This window comes from Streptomyces platensis (assembly GCF_008704855.1).
GTDB classification, from domain to species: domain Bacteria; phylum Actinomycetota; class Actinomycetes; order Streptomycetales; family Streptomycetaceae; genus Streptomyces; species Streptomyces platensis.
Window position 1 is genome coordinate 6,813,482 of record NZ_CP023691.1, and the last position, 16,420, is coordinate 6,829,901.

Genomic DNA, 16,420 nt, shown 5'->3' on the forward strand with positions numbered 1-16,420 from the left:
TGCTTCCGTGCCGAGGGAGAGCCCGCCGGCCGTGCTGTGGGATGCCGGCGGTCACTTCGCCCTGCCCGCAGGCCAGTTGGGCGCAGACGCCGCACCGATGGGGGCGCTACGCACGGCGTGCGCGGGTAGTCTCGCGCTGGTACGGCGCCGGGCGTGGGCGAGGTGCCCCGGCCGGGGAGCGGCACCGAACAGCCTCCGAGCAGCGACTGACCGAAGCGGTGGTATCCATGGCAGACCATGACCTGACCGGTTTCGAGCGCGGCACCTTCACCCATGACGGCACCACGCACCGGATTCTGCGGCGCGGTACGGGCCCCGCCGTGATCGTGCTGGCGGAGATACCGGGAATCACGCCCAAGGTTCTGGAGTTCGCGGAACGGGTGGCCGCGATCGGCTGTACCGCCGTGCTCCCGGTGCTCTTCGGAAGACCCGGCCGGGATGCCGATCCCGCCCACATCGGCCGGCTGAAGGCCGGACTCTATATGGCCTCGTCCATAGGGAAGGTGTGCGTCAGCCGGGAGTTCACCGTGCTGGCCACCGGGAAATCATCCCGCGTGGTGACCTGGCTGCGGGCTCTGGCCGCGCAGGAGCACGAGCGGTGCGGCGGCCCCGGCGTCGGGGCCGTCGGTATGTGTCTCACCGGTGGCTTCGCGCTCGCCATGGCCGCCGACGAGCGCCTTCTGGCCCCCGTCCTGTCCCAGCCGTCGCTGCCGCTGGCCCTCACCAGGAGCCGGGCCGGTGGCATCGATATCTCCGCCGGGGACCTCGCCACCGTCCGGGGGCGCTGTGAGCGCGAGGGCCTGCGGGTTGTCGGACTCCGGTTCTGCGGGGACCGGCTGGTGCCGGGGGACCGGTTCGACTTTCTGCGCCGCGAACTCGGCGAGGCGTTCACCGCCGTCGAACTGGACGACTCCGCCGCGAACCCGCGCGCCGTGACGGCGCCGCACTCCGTACTGACCGAGCACCTCATCGACGAGCCCGGCCAGCCGACCCGCGCGGCACTGGACGAGGTGCTCGACCTCTTCCGTACGCGGTTGCTGGGGCAGCGGCACGGTCCGGCCGTGGAAGCGCCGGCCGTTGAGGTGGAGGGCGAGCTCTGAGCGGTCCCGGCGGGCCGTCGCTCCGCTGAGGGGGCTCGTGGTGCTGCGACGGGACCCGCCGGCGGCGGCACGGGGGCAGGGGAGCAGGGGGCAGGGGACCCGCACGCGCCGGGCCTCAGCCGTTGCCGGCCTCCGGGAGCGGAAGGCCCTGCGGGTCGGCGAGGAAGGCCGCCACCAGCGGGCCGGCCTGGGCGCGGCACTCCTGGAAGTAGGCGTGGCGGGCGCCGGTGAAGAGGTGCATCCGGGCCCGGGGGATACGGGCGGCGAGCAGCGGGGCGTTGGCCGCGGGGGTGAGCCGGTCCTGATCGCCGTGCAGCACCAGGGTGGGGGCCGTGATGTGGGGGAGGGCGTCCCAGGCGTCGTGCTCGTTGCTGGCGACCAGGTGCCCCCGGCGGGCGTGCGGGGGCATGCCGGGGTCGCCGAGCGTGGTGTACGGGCCGGGATGGTCCGCCAGCCAGGCGGGGGAGTACATCAGGTCGAGGAGGGCCTGCCGCGACATCGCCGGATCGGCCTGGGCCAGGGCGCGCCGTACCGCGGTGTCGCGCTCCTGCGCCCGGGGTCCGCCGGGTGAGGTGCAGCCGAGGACGAGGCGGCGGACCCGGTCCGGGTGGCGGGCGGCGATCCACTGGGCGACGCGGCCACCCATGGAGGTCCCGTACACATCGGCCCGCTCGACACCCAGGTCGTCCAGGACCGCGATCAGGTCGCCGGCGAACAGCTGGGTGGAGTAAGGCCCGCCGGGCTTTCCGCTGGCGCCGGTGCCGCGGTAGTCCATGGTGACCGTGCTGTGGGTGGTGTGGAAGTCCTCGCGCACACCGTCCCACCAGTGGTGATTGTTCGCCTGTCCCGCGAGGAGCACCAACGGGCGTCCGGAGCCGTGCCGTTGATAGGCCAGCACGGTGCCGTCCTGGGCGCGGGTCGAGGCGTGCAGCTGCTGAGTGTCGTCGGTCATGCCGTTCCTCGGGTGGGCGACGTCGTCGGCGATGCCCACGCCGGCGGTCAGCGGTCAGCGGGGCTGCCCGGCGCCGGAGAGCTTACGGCCTGACACCGGCCGCCGCCCACACCAGGGGCGGCGGCCTCGCGCATTCCGGCGGGTCGGACCCGCCCTCTCTACCGGGGCCCGCAGGCCGTCGCGGGCACCCTCGCCGGGGCCGGCGCCCCGCCGTTCAGCTCCGCCAGCGCCCCGTCCAACGCCTCGATGAGATAGTCCTGCTGATGGTGCGTCAGCATTGGATGGCAGGGCAGATTGAGATGCTGCTCGAACCAGCTGCGTTCGGCGACCGGGCACTCGCCGCGCAGATGCCCGCGGTGGCGCCACTGCGGCAGCAGATGCTGCGGGAAGTAGCGCAGCTGGATCTCCACGCCCCTGCGGTCCAGGGCCAGGACGAGCCGGTCGCGCAGCTCCTGATGGTCGGCGAGGCAGGTGTAGAGGTGGTAGGAGTGGACGCTGTGCGCGGGCGCCGACTGCGGGGTGAGGAACGGGTAGCGGGCGAGCACCTCGTCCAGCCGCTCGGCGAGCGCGCGCCGCCGTGCCACGGCGGTCTCGACACCCGCGAGCTGGGCCTGTCCGAGTGCCGCGACCCCCTCCGGCATCGTCGCGTCACTGCCGGGCCGTCCGCCGACGCGCTGAAGGGGCATGGCGTACGAGGTCCCCGCCAGCCCGGCCGGCTCCGGCTGAAGGTGCGCGGTCCGGGCGTCCCGGTCGGGGGCGCGCAGCCGGCGCAGCCGCTCCGCCCAGTCGTCCCGGTCGCAGGTGATCAGACCGCCCTCGCCCAGCGCGGTGCCCGACTTGGCGTTCCGGAGGCTGAAGGTGGCGAGGTCCGCCAGGGATCCGGGGCTCCGGCCGCGGTAGCGGGCGCCCAGCGCATGCACACAGTCCTCCAGCACCAGGAAGCCGTGCCGCCGGGCCAGGGCCATCACCGTGTCCATCTCGGCGGGGCAGCCGCCGTAGTGCACCAGCAGCAGGGCCCGGGTGCGCGGGGTGATCAGCGCCTCCAGCGCGGCCGGGTCGAGGTTGAGGGTGGTGGGGTCGATATCGCAGAACCTGACCCGTACGTCGTGGTCGAGCAGCGGCTGGACGGTGGCGCGGTGGGTCTGCGGGGTGGCGATCACCTCGTCGCCGGGCGCCAGATCGAGCATCCGGATCGCCATCTGGAGGGCGACCGCACCGCTGTTCACCGAGATCGCGTGCCGGCTGCCGACCGAGGCGGCGAAGGAGCGCTCGAACCGTTCACGCCGGACGCCGGCCGGTATCGGTGTGCTCTCGTGGACGAGCTCGGCCAGCACGGCGGCCTCGGTGTCGGTCGACAGGCTGCCCCGCTTCCCCCAGGGCACGAGGTAACTCTTGTCCAGCATCGGTTCCCCCCGAATGGTCTGTGGTGCACCGAAGAGGTGCAGTCCTATGACAGTCGAGGGGCGGACGCCGGTGAAGAGTCAGCGGCGGTCAGCAAGGTCAGTTAGGTCAGCTTCCCGCGGGCGGCGGCGCCGTGCTGCCGCGCGGGACGAGTTCGGTCGGCAGCACGATATGACGCCGGTGCGCGCCGTCGACGTCCTCGATCACCGACCGGGCCAGGTGCACGGCGGTGCGCCCGATCTCGGCGGCGGGCTGGGCCAGCGTCGTCAGGCCCAGGACCCCGGCCATGACATGGTCGTCGAACCCCATGACCGAAACCCGCCCGGGGACCGGGACGTTGGCCTCCCGCAGCGCCGCCAGCAGCCGGAACGCGAAGTCGTCGGTCTCGGCGAACAGCGCGGTCGGCGGGTCCTGGAGGCTCAGCAGCCGCCCCACCGCCGCGCCCATCCCGCTGCCCTTCCAGCCCGGCACGCTCATGATGAGCGCGTCGTCCCGCTCCAGACCCGCGTCGGCAAGGGCCCGCAGATGCCCGGCGAGCCGGTTCTTGCTGCTCCAGGCGAAGCCGGTCTCGTCGGATGTCTGGAGGAAGGCGATCCGGCGGTGCCCGAGGTTGATCAGATGGCGGGTGCCCCGCAGCGCGGCGTCCGCGTCGTCCACATAGACACTGGGGCGCCCCTCGGCGTGCTGGCTGACGAAGACGAGCGGCATGCCCAGGCCGTCCAGGCGGGCCCGCTCGGCGGGGGTGAGCGCGAAGCTCACCACGAGCAGTGCGTCGGCGTTGCGGCGGGCGGGCAACCGGTCGAAGAAATCGGCGCGTTCGCGCACATCGGCCACGCTGTAGACCAGCAGGTCGAGACCCGCCTCGCGCAGCGCGGGCGCCATACCGGCCAGCGCCGCGCTCAGGAACCACGTTTCCAGGTGCGGGGTGAGGACGGCGACCCGTCCGGTGCGGCCGGTCACGAGACTGGAGGCGCTGCGGGTGATCGCGAAGGAGAGCTCGCGGGCCGCCGCCTCCACGCGGGCGCGTGTGGTGTCCGAGACCGTGGACAGTCCGCGCAGCGTGCGCGAAACGGTGGATACCGAAACCCCCGCCCGATGGGCCACATCGGCCATCGTGGCCTCGCTCTGAGCTGAGGACATGCCGGGACGCTAGCACAAAAAGACGATGACAGCGTTGCCAGAAGATCCCGACCAGAAATCTGTCGTTCACGAGCCGTTGACCTCACGACAAGGCCACTTCTAGCCTGCAAGCGCTGTCATCGAAGGCAGCCAAGACGTGAGGAGCACTCATGGCCTTGCGCCGCAGAACCCTGCTCGCGGGCGGTCTCGCCGCCGGAGCCGGGCTCACCAGCGGTTGCGCGGGCAAGCCCTTGGACAGCCTGCTGACCCAGGCCGCCCACGTCCCGCGTACCCCGGCCACCCTCGTCTGGTGGGTGTCCGAAATCCCCTCCCGGAACGGCCCGGTGGTGGCCGACCTGATCATCCGGGCCTTCGAACGCCGCCATCCGCACCTCCGGGTCCGGAAATCGAACGCCCTCAGCACCACCGACGGCAATCGCGCCGCGGTCACCACCCAGCTCGCGGGGGCCTCACCCACCCCCGACGTCTACCTCGGTGACACCACCTGGCCGGCCCAGTTCGGCGCCAACTCCCTTGCCCTGCCCGTGCAGACGCTGCTGCCCAAGGACTTCTGGTCGGACTATCCGGCGGCCCTGCGCCGGGTCAGCGAGTACCGCGGAACCGTGTACGCGCTGCCCTTCTTCACCGACAACTCCTTCCTCTTCTACCGGAAGGACCTGCTGGCCAAGCACGGTCTGCCGGTGCCGCGCACCTGGGAGGAGCTGCTGCGCACGGCGCGCCGGATCCAACGGGCCGGCGACGCCGCCTACGGCTTCCTCTGGCAGGCCTCCGTATCGGAGTCGCTGACCTGCAATGTCACCGAGTTCCTGGCCGATGCCCAGGCCCCCGTACTGGACCGGGCGGGGCGGGTGGCGCTGAGCGGACCGGGCGCGGAGCGGGCCTTCGCGCTGATGCGGGAGTTCACCGAGACCGGTGTCACGCCCCGTACGGTCACCACCTACGCGGAAGCGGACTCCCAGGACGCCTTCACCGGCGGCCGCGGCGTCTTTCTGCGCAACTGGTCCTACGCCTGGGGCAACGCGGCCGACCGCTCGGTCTCCAAGGTGGCCGGCCGGGTCGGCGTCGTGCCCCGCCCCGGCTTCGACGGTGACGGTCCGCGCGGGGTGAGCTGTGCCGGCGGCTGGAGCAATTTCGTCAATCCCAACTCCCAGCATCTCGGGGCCGCGGTCGCCTTCGCCCGCTTCTGCGCCGGAGAAGAGGCGCAGATGATCCTGCTGAAGCACGCCGGGGTGATTCCGGCACTCGACGACGTACTGACCCGGCCGGAGGCCCGCCGGGTCGGCGATCCCACGCTCACCCGGGCCAGGGAACTGCGCCTGGTCGCCCGGCCGGTGCAGACCCCCTACTACCCCCAGGTCAGCAAGGCGCTCTACACCCAGGCCAACGCGGTGACCGGCGGCCGGGCCACGCCCGCCCAGGCCGTGCGCGCGGCCCGTGCCGACATCCGGACCGCGCTGGAAGGCAGGGCGCTGTGAATGCCGTGACCTCGTCCGCGACCGTCCCCCGGAGCCCGGCCCCGCCGCCGGCCGGACCGCGTACCGGGCCCGTGCCGCGCGGCGGCGGCCCGGCCCGGGTGAGCCGCCGCAAGCGGGCCCGCACCGGCTGGTTCTTCGCCTCGCCGGCGCTGCTCACCATCGCCGCCGTGACGGTCTTCCCGGTGCTCTTCTCGGTGGTGCTCAGCTTCGCCGATGTCCGCCTGGAGTACGGCGGGTTCCGGCTGCTGTCCCTGACGGGCGACCATTACGCCGCCGTGCTGAGCAGCCCGGAATGGCGCCATGCGCTCCTCTTCACCTTCGGCTTCACCGCGGTGACCGTCCTGCTGGAGCTGGTGCTCGGCACCGCGGCGGCGCTCGTACTGGAACGGCTGGGAGCCGCCCGCGGCTGGGTGCTGGCGGTCCTGCTGCTGCCCTGGGCTCTGATCAATGTCGTCGCCGCCCAGTTGTGGGGATATCTCTTCAACGGCACCTACGGCGGGCTGACCTGGCTCTTCGAGCAGATCCTCGGCCATCAGCCGGACATCCTCGGGCAGCCCGCCTCCGCCATGGGCGCCATGGTGGTGGTCGATGTATGGAAGACCACGCCCTTTGTCGCGATTGTCGTTCTCGCCGGGCTGATGCTGATCCCCGGGGATGTCTACGAGGCGGCGGAGATCGACGGCGCCGGCGCCTGGACGACGTTCTGGAAGGTGACCCTGCCGCAGCTGCGGCCGATCATGGCCATCGCGGTCCTCTTCCGTATCCTCCAGGCCTTTGGCATCTTCGACCTGCCGTTCGTCCTGACCCAGGGCGGACCGGGAACCGCCACCGAATCCCTGGCGATCCTCGGCTACAAAACGCTCTTCCAGAACCTCGACATCGGCCGGGGCGCGGCGGTGGCCACCACCTCCGCGGTCATCGTGATCGGCTGCTGTCTGCTCTTCCTGCGGGTCTTCCGGACGCAGGCCGACGAAGGAGGGCGGGCATGAACCGCCGTACACCGGCGTCCGGTATCCGCCGGTACCTCAACGCCGTCAACCTCGGTGGTCTGGCGATGGTCGTGCTGTCGACCCTGCCGCTCTACTGGATGATCGCGTCGTCCTTCAAGGGGCCGGGCGAGATCAGCGCCGCCCCGCCCGGCCTGGTGCCGGAGTCGGCGACGCTCGGCAACTACGCGGAGGCGTTCGTCCGCAACGGCATCGGCCGCTATCTGCTCAACAGCGTGCTGGTGTCCTCGGTTTCCACGGTCGCCGTGCTGGGGCTGTCCTTCTTCGCGGGGTACGCCCTGGCCCGCACCCCGCTGCGCGGCCGCGGCGCCATCATGACGACGCTGCTGATGCTGTCCGTCTTCCCGCCGATCGCGCTGGTCGTCCCGCTGTTCCTGCTGGAGCGGCAACTGGGGCTGCTGAACAGCTACGCGGGCCTGATCGTGCCCTATGTCGCGCTCAATCTGCCGTTCGCCATCTGGATCATGCGCAACTACCTGGTCGGTATCCCCCGTGAGCTGGAGGAGGCGGCCACCGTCGACGGCGCGGGGCCGCTGCGCACCGTCCTGACCGTGATCGCGCCGCTGGCCCGGCCGGGGCTGTTCACCGCGGGCATCTTCACCTTCACCGCGACCTGGGCGGAGTTCCTGCTGGCGCTGACCTTCAACAGTGAGGACGGCCACCGCACCGTCCCGGTCGGGATCGCCCTGTTCACCAGCCAGTACACGGTCCCCTACGGGACGCTGTTCGCGGGGGCCGTGGCGGCCACCGTCCCGATCGGCGTCCTGGTCATGATCTTCCGCCGCTCGATCGTCTCGGGCATGACCTCAGGGGCGGTGAAGGGATGATCCCGGCCCCCGCGCCGGCCGCCTCCGCCGCACCCGACCCGGCGCCGCGCAGCGCCGTGCCCTCGCCCAGCTACCGCTGGAAGGGGCCCCACCCCAGCTACGACTGGGAGCTGCCCCCATGCGTCCGCTACCGCCCGGAAAGGCCTCCACGTGACCTCTCAGCGCCTCGACTCCGCCCGCGACACCACCGACTGGTGGCGGCAGGCCGTCGTCTACCAGGTGTACCCGCGCAGCTTCGCCGACTCCGACGGCGACGGCATCGGTGACCTCCCCGGCATCACCTCCCGGCTGGCCTACCTCGCCGGCCTCGGCGTGGACGCCGTCTGGCTGAGCCCCTTCTACCCCTCGGAGCTGGCCGACGGCGGCTATGACGTCGCCGACTACCGCGATGTCGACCCGCGGCTGGGCACCCTCGACGACTTCGACGCCATGGTGGCCGAGGCACACCGCCTGGGCCTCAAGGTGATGGTGGACATCGTGCCCAACCACTCCTCCCACCAGCACCAGTGGTTCCAGGAGGCGCTGCGCGCCGAGCCCGGATCCGCCGCGCGGGAGCGCTATGTCTTCCGCGAGGGCAAGGGCGAGCACGGTGAACTGCCGCCCACCGACTGGATCTCCTGCTTCGGCGGCCCCGCCTGGACCCGGCTGCCGGACGGCTGGTGGTACCTGCACCTCTTCGCCCCCGAGCAGCCCGACTTCAACTGGGACAACCCCGAGGTCCGCGCGGACTTCCGGCAGACCCTGCGCTTCTGGTCCGACCGCGGGGTCGACGGCTTCCGGGTCGATGTGGCCCACGGTCTGGCGAAGGATCTGGCCGCGCCGCTCCGCGACATCGGCACGATCGGCAACTACCGGCCGGAGGACCTGCCCGAGGACGGCAGCCACCCCTTCTGGGACCGGGACGAGGTGCACGACATCTTCCGGGACTGGCGCAAGGTCTTCAACGAGTACGACCCGCCCCGGATCGCCGTCGCCGAGGCCTGGGTGCGCAACTCCCGCCGCACCGCCTACGCCACCCCGCAGGAGCTCGGCCAGGCCTTCAACTTCGACTTCCTGAGGGCCTCGCTGGACGCGCCGGAGCTGCGCGCCTCCATCGACACCGCGCTCGCCGACGCGCGGGCGGCCGGGGCCACCGCGACCTGGGTGCTCTCCAACCACGATGTGATCCGGCACGCCTCCCGCTACGGCCTCCCGGACGACCGCGACGAGGAGGCCTGGCTGCTCTCCGACGGCCAGGAGCCCGTCCTGGACCGGGAGTTCGGCCTGCGCCGGGCGCTGGCCGCGACCCTGCTGATGCTGGCGCTGCCCGGCTCGGCGTACGTCTACCAGGGCGAGGAACTGGGCCTTCCCGAAGTCGCCGAGCTCTCCCGCGACAGCCTCCAGGACCCGGTGTGGACCCGGAGCGGCGGTGCGCTGAAGGGGCGGGACGGCTGCCGGGTGCCGCTGCCGTGGCGGCGCGAGGGCAGCTCGTACGGATTCGGCAGCGGCGGCTCCTGGCTGCCGCAGCCCCAGGGCTGGGGCGCGCTGTCCGTCGAGGCACAGGACGGGGTGGCGTCCGCACCCCTGGAGCTCTACCGCACGGCGCTGGCCACCCGCCGCCGGCTGGTGGGCGACGAGGCGCTGGAATGGGCCGACGGGACGACGGACCCGGGCACCCTGCACTTCCGCCGCTCGGGCGGCTGGGAGTGTGTGGCCAACCTGTCGGACGAGCCCCGGCCGTTGCCGGCCGCTGAGCTGCTGCTGAGTTCAGCGCCGGTCACCGGCGGCCAGCTGCCTCCGTGGACCACGGTCTGGCTGCGCACCACGCGCTGAACCGCCGCGCCCCGGGGGCCGGTCAGGCGCTCAGCGCCGTCAGGTCCCCTCGGGCGGGCGCCAGGACCGCCCCGTCGTAGCGCCGCACCAGCAGCCGGGCCAGTTCGGGCGCCGGGCCGAGGACGGGGGCGAGGAGGTCGGCGCGGGCCTCGCGGGCACCGGCCGCGATCCGGTCCGGGAGGAAACCGGGCGCGATGACGTACGGCGCCACCGCCACCCGCCGGACGCCCTCGGCCCGCAGTGCCCGCACGGCGTCCGCGGTGCGGGGCAGAGATGCGGAGGCGAACGCAGGTCGCACGGCACACCAGCCAGCGGTGTGCCACCACTCCCGCGCGATTTCAGCGAGCACTGCGCCCGCCTCCGGGTCGGAAGAGCCCGCCGAGGCCAGCACGACCCCGGTCGAGCGGCGGTCACCGGGCCGCAGCCCGGCCTCCGCCAGCCGGCGCTCCAGCGCGGCGGTCAGCAGGGACGACGGGCCCAGCACCTCGGCCTGACGGATGGTCAGCAGCGGCAGCCGTGCGGCCGCCTCCCGCAGTACCGCCGGGATATCGGACTTGGCGTGGAAGGCCCGGGTCAGCAGGAGCGGCAGCGCCACCACGTCCCTGACCCCCTCGGCCGACAGGCGCTCCAGCACCCTTGGCACCCGGGGGGCGTTGAAGTCGAGATAGCCGACCTCGACGCGCAGCCCCGGCCGCAGCGCCCGGACCCGCGCACAGAGCGCGGAGACGGTCGCCGCGTGCCGCGGGTCGCGGCTGCCGTGGGCGATGACGAGGAGAGTGGGGCGGGTATCCATGGTCAGCTCTTCACCAGGAGGCCGCGGCTGCGCAGCACCCGGCGTTCGACGGGAGCGAAGATCAGCAGCTCGATGCCGATACCGACGATGAGGATGAGCAGGATCGCGGACAGCACCCAGGACATGTCCTGGAGCTCCCGGCCCTGCTCCAGCAGCTGGCCCAGACCGGTGCCCAGATCGGGCGCGTTCACGATGAGCTCGGCGGCCATCAGGGAACGCCAGGAGAACGCCCAGCCCTGCTTGAGCCCGGCGATATAGCCCGGCAGCGCGGCCGGCAGCAGCACATGCCGGACCCCGGCGAGGCCGGTGGCGCCGATGGTGCGGCCCGCCCGCAGGTAGAGCGGGGAGATCTGGTCGACGCCCGCCACCAGGCCGTTGGCGATGGACGGGACCGCGCCGAGCAGCACCACCGTGTAGATCGTGGCGTCGCTCAGCCCGAACCAGATGATCGCGGCCGGGACCCAGGCGACCGAGGGCAGCGACTGGAGCCCGCTCAGGATCGGCCCGATCGCGGCCCGGACGGCCTTGACCTGGGCGACGATCAGACCGAGCGCCGTGCCGAGGACCACCGAGGCCAGAAAGCCGAGGGCGCCGCGGGACACGCTGGTCCACACGAAGCTCAGCAGCGTGCCCTCCAGCCACTTCTGCTGGAGCGAGCGGCCGACGTCGACGGGGCTCGGCAGCAGGTAGTGCGGCTTGAGCGCGAAGTGGTAGGCGAGCTGCCACAGGGCCAGCACGATCGCGATGGCGACCAGCGGGGGGAACGCCTTCGAGGCGGCGGTACGCAGCCACGGCTGCCGGTCGACGACCCTGGATTCCAGGGCGTCGAGCCCGGCCTCCAGACCGGCGATGTCGCCGGAGCCGTCCCCCTCGGCGGCGGTGGCCGGGGCCTTGGTCTCAGTGCTGGCCATGACGGCGGATCTCCCCACGGAGCTGTTCGGTGATCTCGATGGAAAGGTCGGCGACCGCGGCGTCCTCGATACGGCGCGGCTGCGGGATGTCCACCCGCCACTCCCGCGCGATCCGGCCCGGACGGGAGGACAGCAGGACCACCCGCTCGGCCAGCCGCACCGCCTCGCGGACGTTGTGGGTGACGAAGAGGACCGACAGGTTCGTCTCGCGCCAGATCCGGGTCAGCTCGTCGTGCAGCACATCCCGGGTGATCGCGTCGAGCGCCGCGAACGGCTCGTCCATCAGCAGCAGTTGGCTGTCCTGGGCGAGCGCACGGGCCATCGCGACCCGCTGGCGCATCCCGCCCGACAGCTCGTGCACCCGCTTGCCGTGGGCGCCCTTGAGCCGGACGAGTTCGAGCAGCCGCTCGGCCTCCTCGCGGCGCTCCGCGCGCGGCACCCCGCGCAGCCGCAGCGCCAGTTCGATGTTGCGGCCCGCGGTCAGCCACGGAAACAGCGCATGCTCCTGGAACATCAGGGCCGGCCGGCCGCCCGGTGTCTCGATGGCCCCGGCGGACGGCGCGTCGAGCCCGGCCACGAGGTTGAGGAGGGTGGACTTGCCGCAGCCCGAGGCCCCCAGGAGGCAGACGAATTCGCCGGGCGCCACATCGATGCTGATGTCGTCCAGGACATGCTGCTGTGCGCCGGTGCGGCCGAACGACTTCGAGACATGGTCGATGCGGGCCGCGTACGGCACGGTGGTGCCCGTGTCCGCCGTGGCGGGCTGCTGCTTGGTGAGCGTGGTGGTCGTCATCGGTGTCACCTCCTGGGGGAGTGCGGTGCGGTGGGCGGGGCTACTTGCTGCCGAGTCCGGCGTCGTCGACCGGCTTCTTGCCCTCGGACCGGAGCACCTTGTTCAGCAGGGTGAGGTCGTAGATGCCCTTGAGGTCGGGCTTCTTGAGCAGGCCCGCCTTGACGCCGTGGTCGGCCTCCTGCTGGAGGGTGGCGGCCAGCGGGTCATCGGTGACATCGACGTTCTTGAACGCCGGGTCGATGACGTTCTGCGGCAGTGCCTTGCCGGCCACGCTCGGGGAGGCGAGCTTGTCGTTGAGGGCCTTCTTCGCCTCGGCCGGGTGCGAGCGGATCCAGGCGTTGGTCTTCACCGAGGCCCGCAGCACCGCCTCGACGGCCTTCGGGTGCTCCTTGAGGAATTTCTGCGAGACGATCATGTTCGTGATGACGAACTTGCCGTCCTTCCAGAGCTTCTTCTCGTCCAGGAGCGTCTTGCCGCCCTCGGCGACGAGCTTGGAAGCGGTGGGCTCGGGCACCCAGGCACCGTCGATGCCGCCCTGCTGGAAGACCGTGGGTGTCACCTTGTTGTCGGTGCGCTGGACGGTGACATCACCCTTGCCGGTGGTGGGGTCGACCTTGTACCCCTTGCCGGCCAGGTAGTTGAGCAGCGCGACATCCTGGGTGTTGCCCAGCTGCGGGGTCGCGATCGTCTTGCCCTTGAGGTCGCCCAGGCTCTTGACCTTCTTGGGGTTGACCACCAGCGAGACACCGCCGGAGGCCGAGCCGGAAATGATCTTCAGGCTCTTGCCGTGCGACTTGGCGTAGCCGTTGATCGCGGGGGAGGGGCCGATCCAGCCGATGTCGATGGCGCCCGAGTTGAGCGCCTCGATCTCCGCGGGGCCCGCGTTGAAGGGGGCGGTCTTGACCTCGGTGCCGCCCAGTTCCTTCTGGAACGTGCCGTTCTGGAGGCCGATCAGGGGAGTCGCATGGGTGGTGTTGCCGAAGAACCCGATCGTGAGGTGATCGAGCCCGTCGGTCCTGGGGCCCTTGGGGGCGACCCCGGCCGCGGTGTCCTTCTTGGCCTGGGAGCCGTAGCCGCAGGCGCCCAGCGCCCCTACCAGGAGCGGGACGGTGACGGCGGCCGCCAGCAGGCGGTGACGAACGGCAGACACGGGAGGTGGTCCTCTCGGAGGGCCGGGCGGTGCGCGCCCGCTAAGGCGCGCCCGGCGAAGCTGTGGATCTTCGGAAGGGAGGTGCGGGGGATACGGAGCCGGGCATCGTCAGCGCACACATCGGCCGACTCCGCCCTGCCCGCTGCCCAGGGCGCCGCTGCCGATGCGGCCGCCCTCCTTCGCGAAGGTCGCGAACATGTCCTGGTGCATGCTCAGAAGTCCCATCCCTCGTCGTCCGCCGTCCCGGCCGCGGCGGTCTCTTCGGCCGCCTCCGCGAAGGCGCTGCCCGCCATGCCCGCGGTCAGCGTCGTCCCGTCGGACGGGTCGATCAGCAGGAAGGAGCCGGTGCGGCGGGAGTCGGCGTAGGCGTCCAGCGCCAGCGGCTCCGCGGTGCGCAGCACGATCCGCCCGATGTCGTTGGCGGCCAGCTCACCGGGCGCCGGGTGCTGGGAGAGGTCGTCCAGGGTCAGCCGGGACGGGATGTCCTTGACGATCGCCTTGACCGTGCGGGTGGTGTGCTTGAGCAGCACCCGCCGGCCGACGGTCAGCGGACGGTCCGCCACATGGCAGACGGTCGCCTCGATGTCCTGCGAGACACCCGGCGCGATGGCCGTCGGGGCGATCAGGTCGCCGCGCGAGACGTCGATGTCGTCGGCGAGCCGGACGGTGACCGACTGCGGCGCCCAGGCGACGTCCACGGCCTGGCCGAGCGCGTCGATCGCCTCGATGGTGCTCGTCCGGCCCGAGGGCAGCACGGTGACGGCGTCGCCGACGCGCAGCACACCGGAGGCGATCTGGCCCGCGTAGCCGCGGTAGTCGGGGTGTTCGGCGGTCTGCGGACGGATCACGTACTGGACCGGGAAGCGGCCGGGGTCGTCCGACGGGTCGGCGACGACGGCGACGGTCTCCAGGTGCTCCAGCACGGTCGGGCCGCCGTACCAGTCCATATTGGCGGACGGCGTCACGACGTTGTCGCCGGCCAGCGCCGAGATCGGGATCGCGGTGATCTCCGGGACGCCCAGCGAGGCCGCGTAGGTCGTGAACTCCTCGGCGATGGCGGCGAAGACGGGCTCGGCGTAGTCGACCAGGTCCATCTTGTTGACGGCCAGGACGACATGCGGGACGCGCAGCAGGGCGGCCACCGCGGCGTGCCGGCGGGTCTGCTCGACGACACCGTTGCGGGCGTCGACCAGCACCACGGCCAGCTCGGCGGTGGAGGCGCCGGTGACCATGTTGCGGGTGTACTGCACATGCCCGGGGGTGTCCGCCAGGATGAAGCGGCGGCGCGGGGTGGCGAAGTAGCGGTAGGCGACATCGATGGTGATGCCCTGCTCGCGCTCGGCGCGCAGCCCGTCGGTCAGCAGCGCCAGGTCGGGCGTCTCCTGCCCGCGGTTGCGGGAGGCGTGCTCGACGGCCTCCAGCTGGTCGGCGAGCACCGACTTGGAGTCGTGCAGCAGCCGCCCCACCAGGGTGGACTTGCCGTCGTCGACGGATCCGGCGGTGGCGAAACGCAGCAGCGAGGTGGCACCCGCGGCAACGGCGTCGATCGCGCTCGTGGTCGTGCTCATGGTTAGAAGTACCCCTCGCGCTTGCGGTCCTCCATGGCGGCCTCGGACATCTTGTCGTCGGCCCTCGTTGCGCCCCGCTCGGTCAGCCGGGACGCGGCGATCTCCGTGATCACGGCCTCGATGGTGTCCGCGTCGGAGTCGACGGCGCCGGTGCAGGACATGTCGCCGACCGTGCGGTAGCGCACCTGCCGGGTCTCCAGGCTCTCGCCGTCCTTGGGGCCGCCCCACTCACCGGGCGACAGCCACATGCCGTTGCGGGCGAAGACCTCACGCTCGTGGGCGTAGTAGATGGCGGGCAGCTCGATCTTCTCGCGGGCTATGTACTGCCACACGTCCAGCTCGGTCCAGTTGGACAGCGGGAAGACCCGGACATGCTCACCGGGGGAGTGCTTGCCGTTGTAGAGCTGCCACAGCTCGGGACGCTGCCGGCGCGGGTCCCAGCCGCCGAATTCGTCGCGCAGCGAGAACACCCGCTCCTTGGCGCGCGCCTTCTCCTCGTCCCGGCGGCCGCCGCCGAAGACCGCGTCGAAGCGGCCCTTGTCGATGGCGTCCAGCAGCGGGACGGTCTGGAGCGGGTTACGGGTGCCGTCGGGGCGCTCGCGCAGCTCACCGCGGTCGATGAAGTCCTGTACGGAGGCGACGTGCAGCCGCAGTCCGTGCCGCTCCACCGTGCGGTCGCGGTAGTCGAGGACCTCGGGGAAGTTGTGCCCGGTGTCGACGTGCAGCAGCGAGAACGGCACCGCGGCCGGCGCGAACGCCTTCAGCGCCAGATGCAGCATGACGATGGAGTCCTTGCCACCGGAGAACAGGATCACCGGCCGCTCGAACTCCCCCGCCACCTCACGGAAGATGTGCACCGCCTCGGACTCCAGCGCGTCCAGGTGCGACAGCGCGTAGGGGTTGTCGAGGTCGTCGGTCACGGCAGCGGTGGTGGTCATGCCAGTCCCCTTTCGGTGAGCAGCGTGTGCAGCGCCGCCGCGGACTCCTGCACGGTCTGGGTGTGCGACTCCAGGCGCAGATCGGGCGACTCGGGAGCCTCGTACGGGTCGTCCACGCCGGTGAGCCCGGAGATCTCGCCCGCCGCCTGCTTGGCGTACAGGCCCTTCACATCCCGCTCGGAGCACACCTCGACGGGCGTGGCCACATGCACCTCCAGGTAGGCGGTGCCCTCGCTCTGGTGGCGCTTGCGCACCGCCTCGCGGCTCTCCGTGTACGGCGCGATCACCGGCACCAGCGCCTTGACGCCGTTGCTCGCCAGCAGCTCGGCCACGAAACCGATGCGCTGGACGTTGGTGTGCCGGTCCGCGCGGCTGAAGCCCAGTCCCGCGGACAGGAACTCGCGGATCTCGTCACCGTCGAGCACCTCGACCCGGTGGCCCTCGCCGCGCAGCCGGCCGGCCAGCTCGTGCGCGAGGGTCGTCTTGCCCGCGCTCGGCAGACCGGTCAGCCAGATCGTGGCGCCCGTCATGGATATCTCCTGATGCTCTGTCA

General features: G+C 71.9%; 15 protein-coding genes. 5 read left to right on the forward strand and 10 right to left on the reverse strand.

Annotated elements, in window-relative coordinates; translation table 11 throughout:
• Positions 1-227 precede the first annotated feature (227 nt).
• Positions 228-1,100, forward strand: coding sequence for a dienelactone hydrolase family protein (locus CP981_RS30060; protein WP_085923810.1), 873 nt, complete (start codon positions 228-230; stop codon positions 1,098-1,100).
• Between the two features lie 115 nt (positions 1,101-1,215).
• On the opposite strand, the gene CP981_RS30065 is transcribed toward CP981_RS30060, so the two are convergent.
• The 3 genes from CP981_RS30065 to CP981_RS30075 all read right to left on the reverse strand — a co-directional run bounded on the left by CP981_RS30065 (position 1,216) and on the right by CP981_RS30075 (position 4,593).
• Positions 1,216-2,052 carry an alpha/beta fold hydrolase gene (locus tag CP981_RS30065; protein WP_085923915.1) on the reverse strand — a complete coding sequence of 279 codons (837 nt, stop codon included), beginning with the start codon at positions 2,050-2,052 and terminating at the stop codon, positions 1,216-1,218.
• 158 nt (positions 2,053-2,210) lie between these two features.
• A complete protein-coding gene (locus CP981_RS30070; protein WP_085923811.1) occupies positions 2,211-3,455 on the reverse strand; it encodes a DegT/DnrJ/EryC1/StrS family aminotransferase in 1,245 nt (414 codons plus the stop codon).
• 106 nt (positions 3,456-3,561) lie between these two features.
• Positions 3,562-4,593, reverse strand: coding sequence for a LacI family DNA-binding transcriptional regulator (locus CP981_RS30075; RefSeq protein WP_229893985.1), 1,032 nt, complete (start codon positions 4,591-4,593; stop codon positions 3,562-3,564).
• 149 nt (positions 4,594-4,742) lie between these two features.
• On the opposite strand from CP981_RS30075, the gene CP981_RS30080 reads away from it, so the two are divergent.
• The 4 genes from CP981_RS30080 to CP981_RS30095 all read left to right on the forward strand — a co-directional run bounded on the left by CP981_RS30080 (position 4,743) and on the right by CP981_RS30095 (position 9,714).
• Complete coding sequence (locus CP981_RS30080; protein ID WP_085923813.1) at positions 4,743-6,068, forward strand: extracellular solute-binding protein; 1,326 nt, start codon at positions 4,743-4,745, stop codon at positions 6,066-6,068.
• Entirely contained in the window at positions 6,065-7,057 is a 993-nt protein-coding gene (locus tag CP981_RS30085; protein ID WP_208852996.1) for a carbohydrate ABC transporter permease, read from the forward strand. The genes CP981_RS30080 and CP981_RS30085 overlap by 4 nt, the downstream gene beginning before the upstream one ends.
• Positions 7,054-7,902, forward strand: a complete 849-nt coding sequence (locus CP981_RS30090) for a carbohydrate ABC transporter permease (RefSeq protein WP_085923814.1) — start codon at positions 7,054-7,056, stop codon at positions 7,900-7,902. Before CP981_RS30085 ends, CP981_RS30090 begins: the two co-directional genes overlap by 4 nt.
• 150 nt (positions 7,903-8,052) lie before the next feature.
• Entirely contained in the window at positions 8,053-9,714 is a 1,662-nt protein-coding gene (locus tag CP981_RS30095) for a glycoside hydrolase family 13 protein (protein WP_107429516.1), read from the forward strand.
• 22 nt (positions 9,715-9,736) lie between these two features.
• On the opposite strand, the gene CP981_RS30100 is transcribed toward CP981_RS30095, so the two are convergent.
• The 7 genes from CP981_RS30100 to cysC all read right to left on the reverse strand — a co-directional run bounded on the left by CP981_RS30100 (position 9,737) and on the right by cysC (position 16,397).
• Positions 9,737-10,507 (reverse strand): sirohydrochlorin chelatase, encoded by a 771-nt coding sequence (locus CP981_RS30100; RefSeq protein WP_085923815.1) that lies wholly within the window; start codon positions 10,505-10,507, stop codon positions 9,737-9,739.
• Between the two features lie 2 nt (positions 10,508-10,509).
• Positions 10,510-11,418: an ABC transporter permease gene (locus CP981_RS30105; RefSeq protein ID WP_085923816.1), complete on the reverse strand. Its 909-nt coding sequence runs from the start codon at positions 11,416-11,418 to the stop codon at positions 10,510-10,512.
• Positions 11,405-12,211: an ABC transporter ATP-binding protein gene (locus tag CP981_RS30110; RefSeq protein ID WP_190838686.1), complete on the reverse strand. Its 807-nt coding sequence runs from the start codon at positions 12,209-12,211 to the stop codon at positions 11,405-11,407. Before CP981_RS30110 ends, CP981_RS30105 begins: the two co-directional genes overlap by 14 nt.
• A 40-nt stretch (positions 12,212-12,251) precedes the next feature.
• Complete coding sequence (locus tag CP981_RS30115; RefSeq protein ID WP_085923818.1) at positions 12,252-13,361, reverse strand: aliphatic sulfonate ABC transporter substrate-binding protein; 1,110 nt, start codon at positions 13,359-13,361, stop codon at positions 12,252-12,254.
• A gap of 212 nt (positions 13,362-13,573) precedes the next feature.
• Positions 13,574-14,929 (reverse strand): sulfate adenylyltransferase subunit 1, encoded by a 1,356-nt coding sequence (locus CP981_RS30125; protein WP_085923819.1) that lies wholly within the window; start codon positions 14,927-14,929, stop codon positions 13,574-13,576.
• 2 nt (positions 14,930-14,931) lie between these two features.
• Complete coding sequence (gene cysD, locus CP981_RS30130; protein ID WP_085923820.1) at positions 14,932-15,867, reverse strand: sulfate adenylyltransferase subunit CysD; 936 nt, start codon at positions 15,865-15,867, stop codon at positions 14,932-14,934.
• Positions 15,864-16,397, reverse strand: a complete 534-nt coding sequence (gene cysC, locus CP981_RS30135; protein ID WP_085923821.1) for an adenylyl-sulfate kinase — start codon at positions 16,395-16,397, stop codon at positions 15,864-15,866. The genes cysD and cysC overlap by 4 nt, the downstream gene beginning before the upstream one ends.
• Positions 16,398-16,420 lie beyond the last annotated feature (23 nt).

What these genes read in the sequence shown, in the direction of transcription:
- CP981_RS30060 (WP_085923810.1), top strand. Translation starts at nt 228, where the DNA reads ATGGCAGACCATGACCTGACCGGTTTCGAGCGCGGCACCTTCACCCAT.
- CP981_RS30065 (WP_085923915.1), bottom strand. Translation starts at nt 2,052, where the DNA reads ATGACCGACGACACTCAGCAGCTGCACGCCTCGACCCGCGCCCAGGAC.
- CP981_RS30070 (WP_085923811.1), bottom strand. Translation starts at nt 3,455, where the DNA reads ATGCTGGACAAGAGTTACCTCGTGCCCTGGGGGAAGCGGGGCAGCCTG.
- CP981_RS30075 (WP_229893985.1), bottom strand. Translation starts at nt 4,593, where the DNA reads ATGTCCTCAGCTCAGAGCGAGGCCACGATGGCCGATGTGGCCCATCGG.
- CP981_RS30080 (WP_085923813.1), top strand. Translation starts at nt 4,743, where the DNA reads ATGGCCTTGCGCCGCAGAACCCTGCTCGCGGGCGGTCTCGCCGCCGGA.
- CP981_RS30090 (WP_085923814.1), top strand. Translation starts at nt 7,054, where the DNA reads ATGAACCGCCGTACACCGGCGTCCGGTATCCGCCGGTACCTCAACGCC.
- CP981_RS30100 (WP_085923815.1), bottom strand. Translation starts at nt 10,507, where the DNA reads ATGGATACCCGCCCCACTCTCCTCGTCATCGCCCACGGCAGCCGCGAC.
- CP981_RS30105 (WP_085923816.1), bottom strand. Translation starts at nt 11,418, where the DNA reads ATGGCCAGCACTGAGACCAAGGCCCCGGCCACCGCCGCCGAGGGGGAC.
- CP981_RS30110 (WP_190838686.1), bottom strand. Translation starts at nt 12,211, where the DNA reads ATGACGACCACCACGCTCACCAAGCAGCAGCCCGCCACGGCGGACACG.
- CP981_RS30125 (WP_085923819.1), bottom strand. Translation starts at nt 14,929, where the DNA reads ATGAGCACGACCACGAGCGCGATCGACGCCGTTGCCGCGGGTGCCACC.
- cysD (WP_085923820.1), bottom strand. Translation starts at nt 15,867, where the DNA reads ATGACCACCACCGCTGCCGTGACCGACGACCTCGACAACCCCTACGCG.
- cysC (WP_085923821.1), bottom strand. Translation starts at nt 16,397, where the DNA reads ATGACGGGCGCCACGATCTGGCTGACCGGTCTGCCGAGCGCGGGCAAG.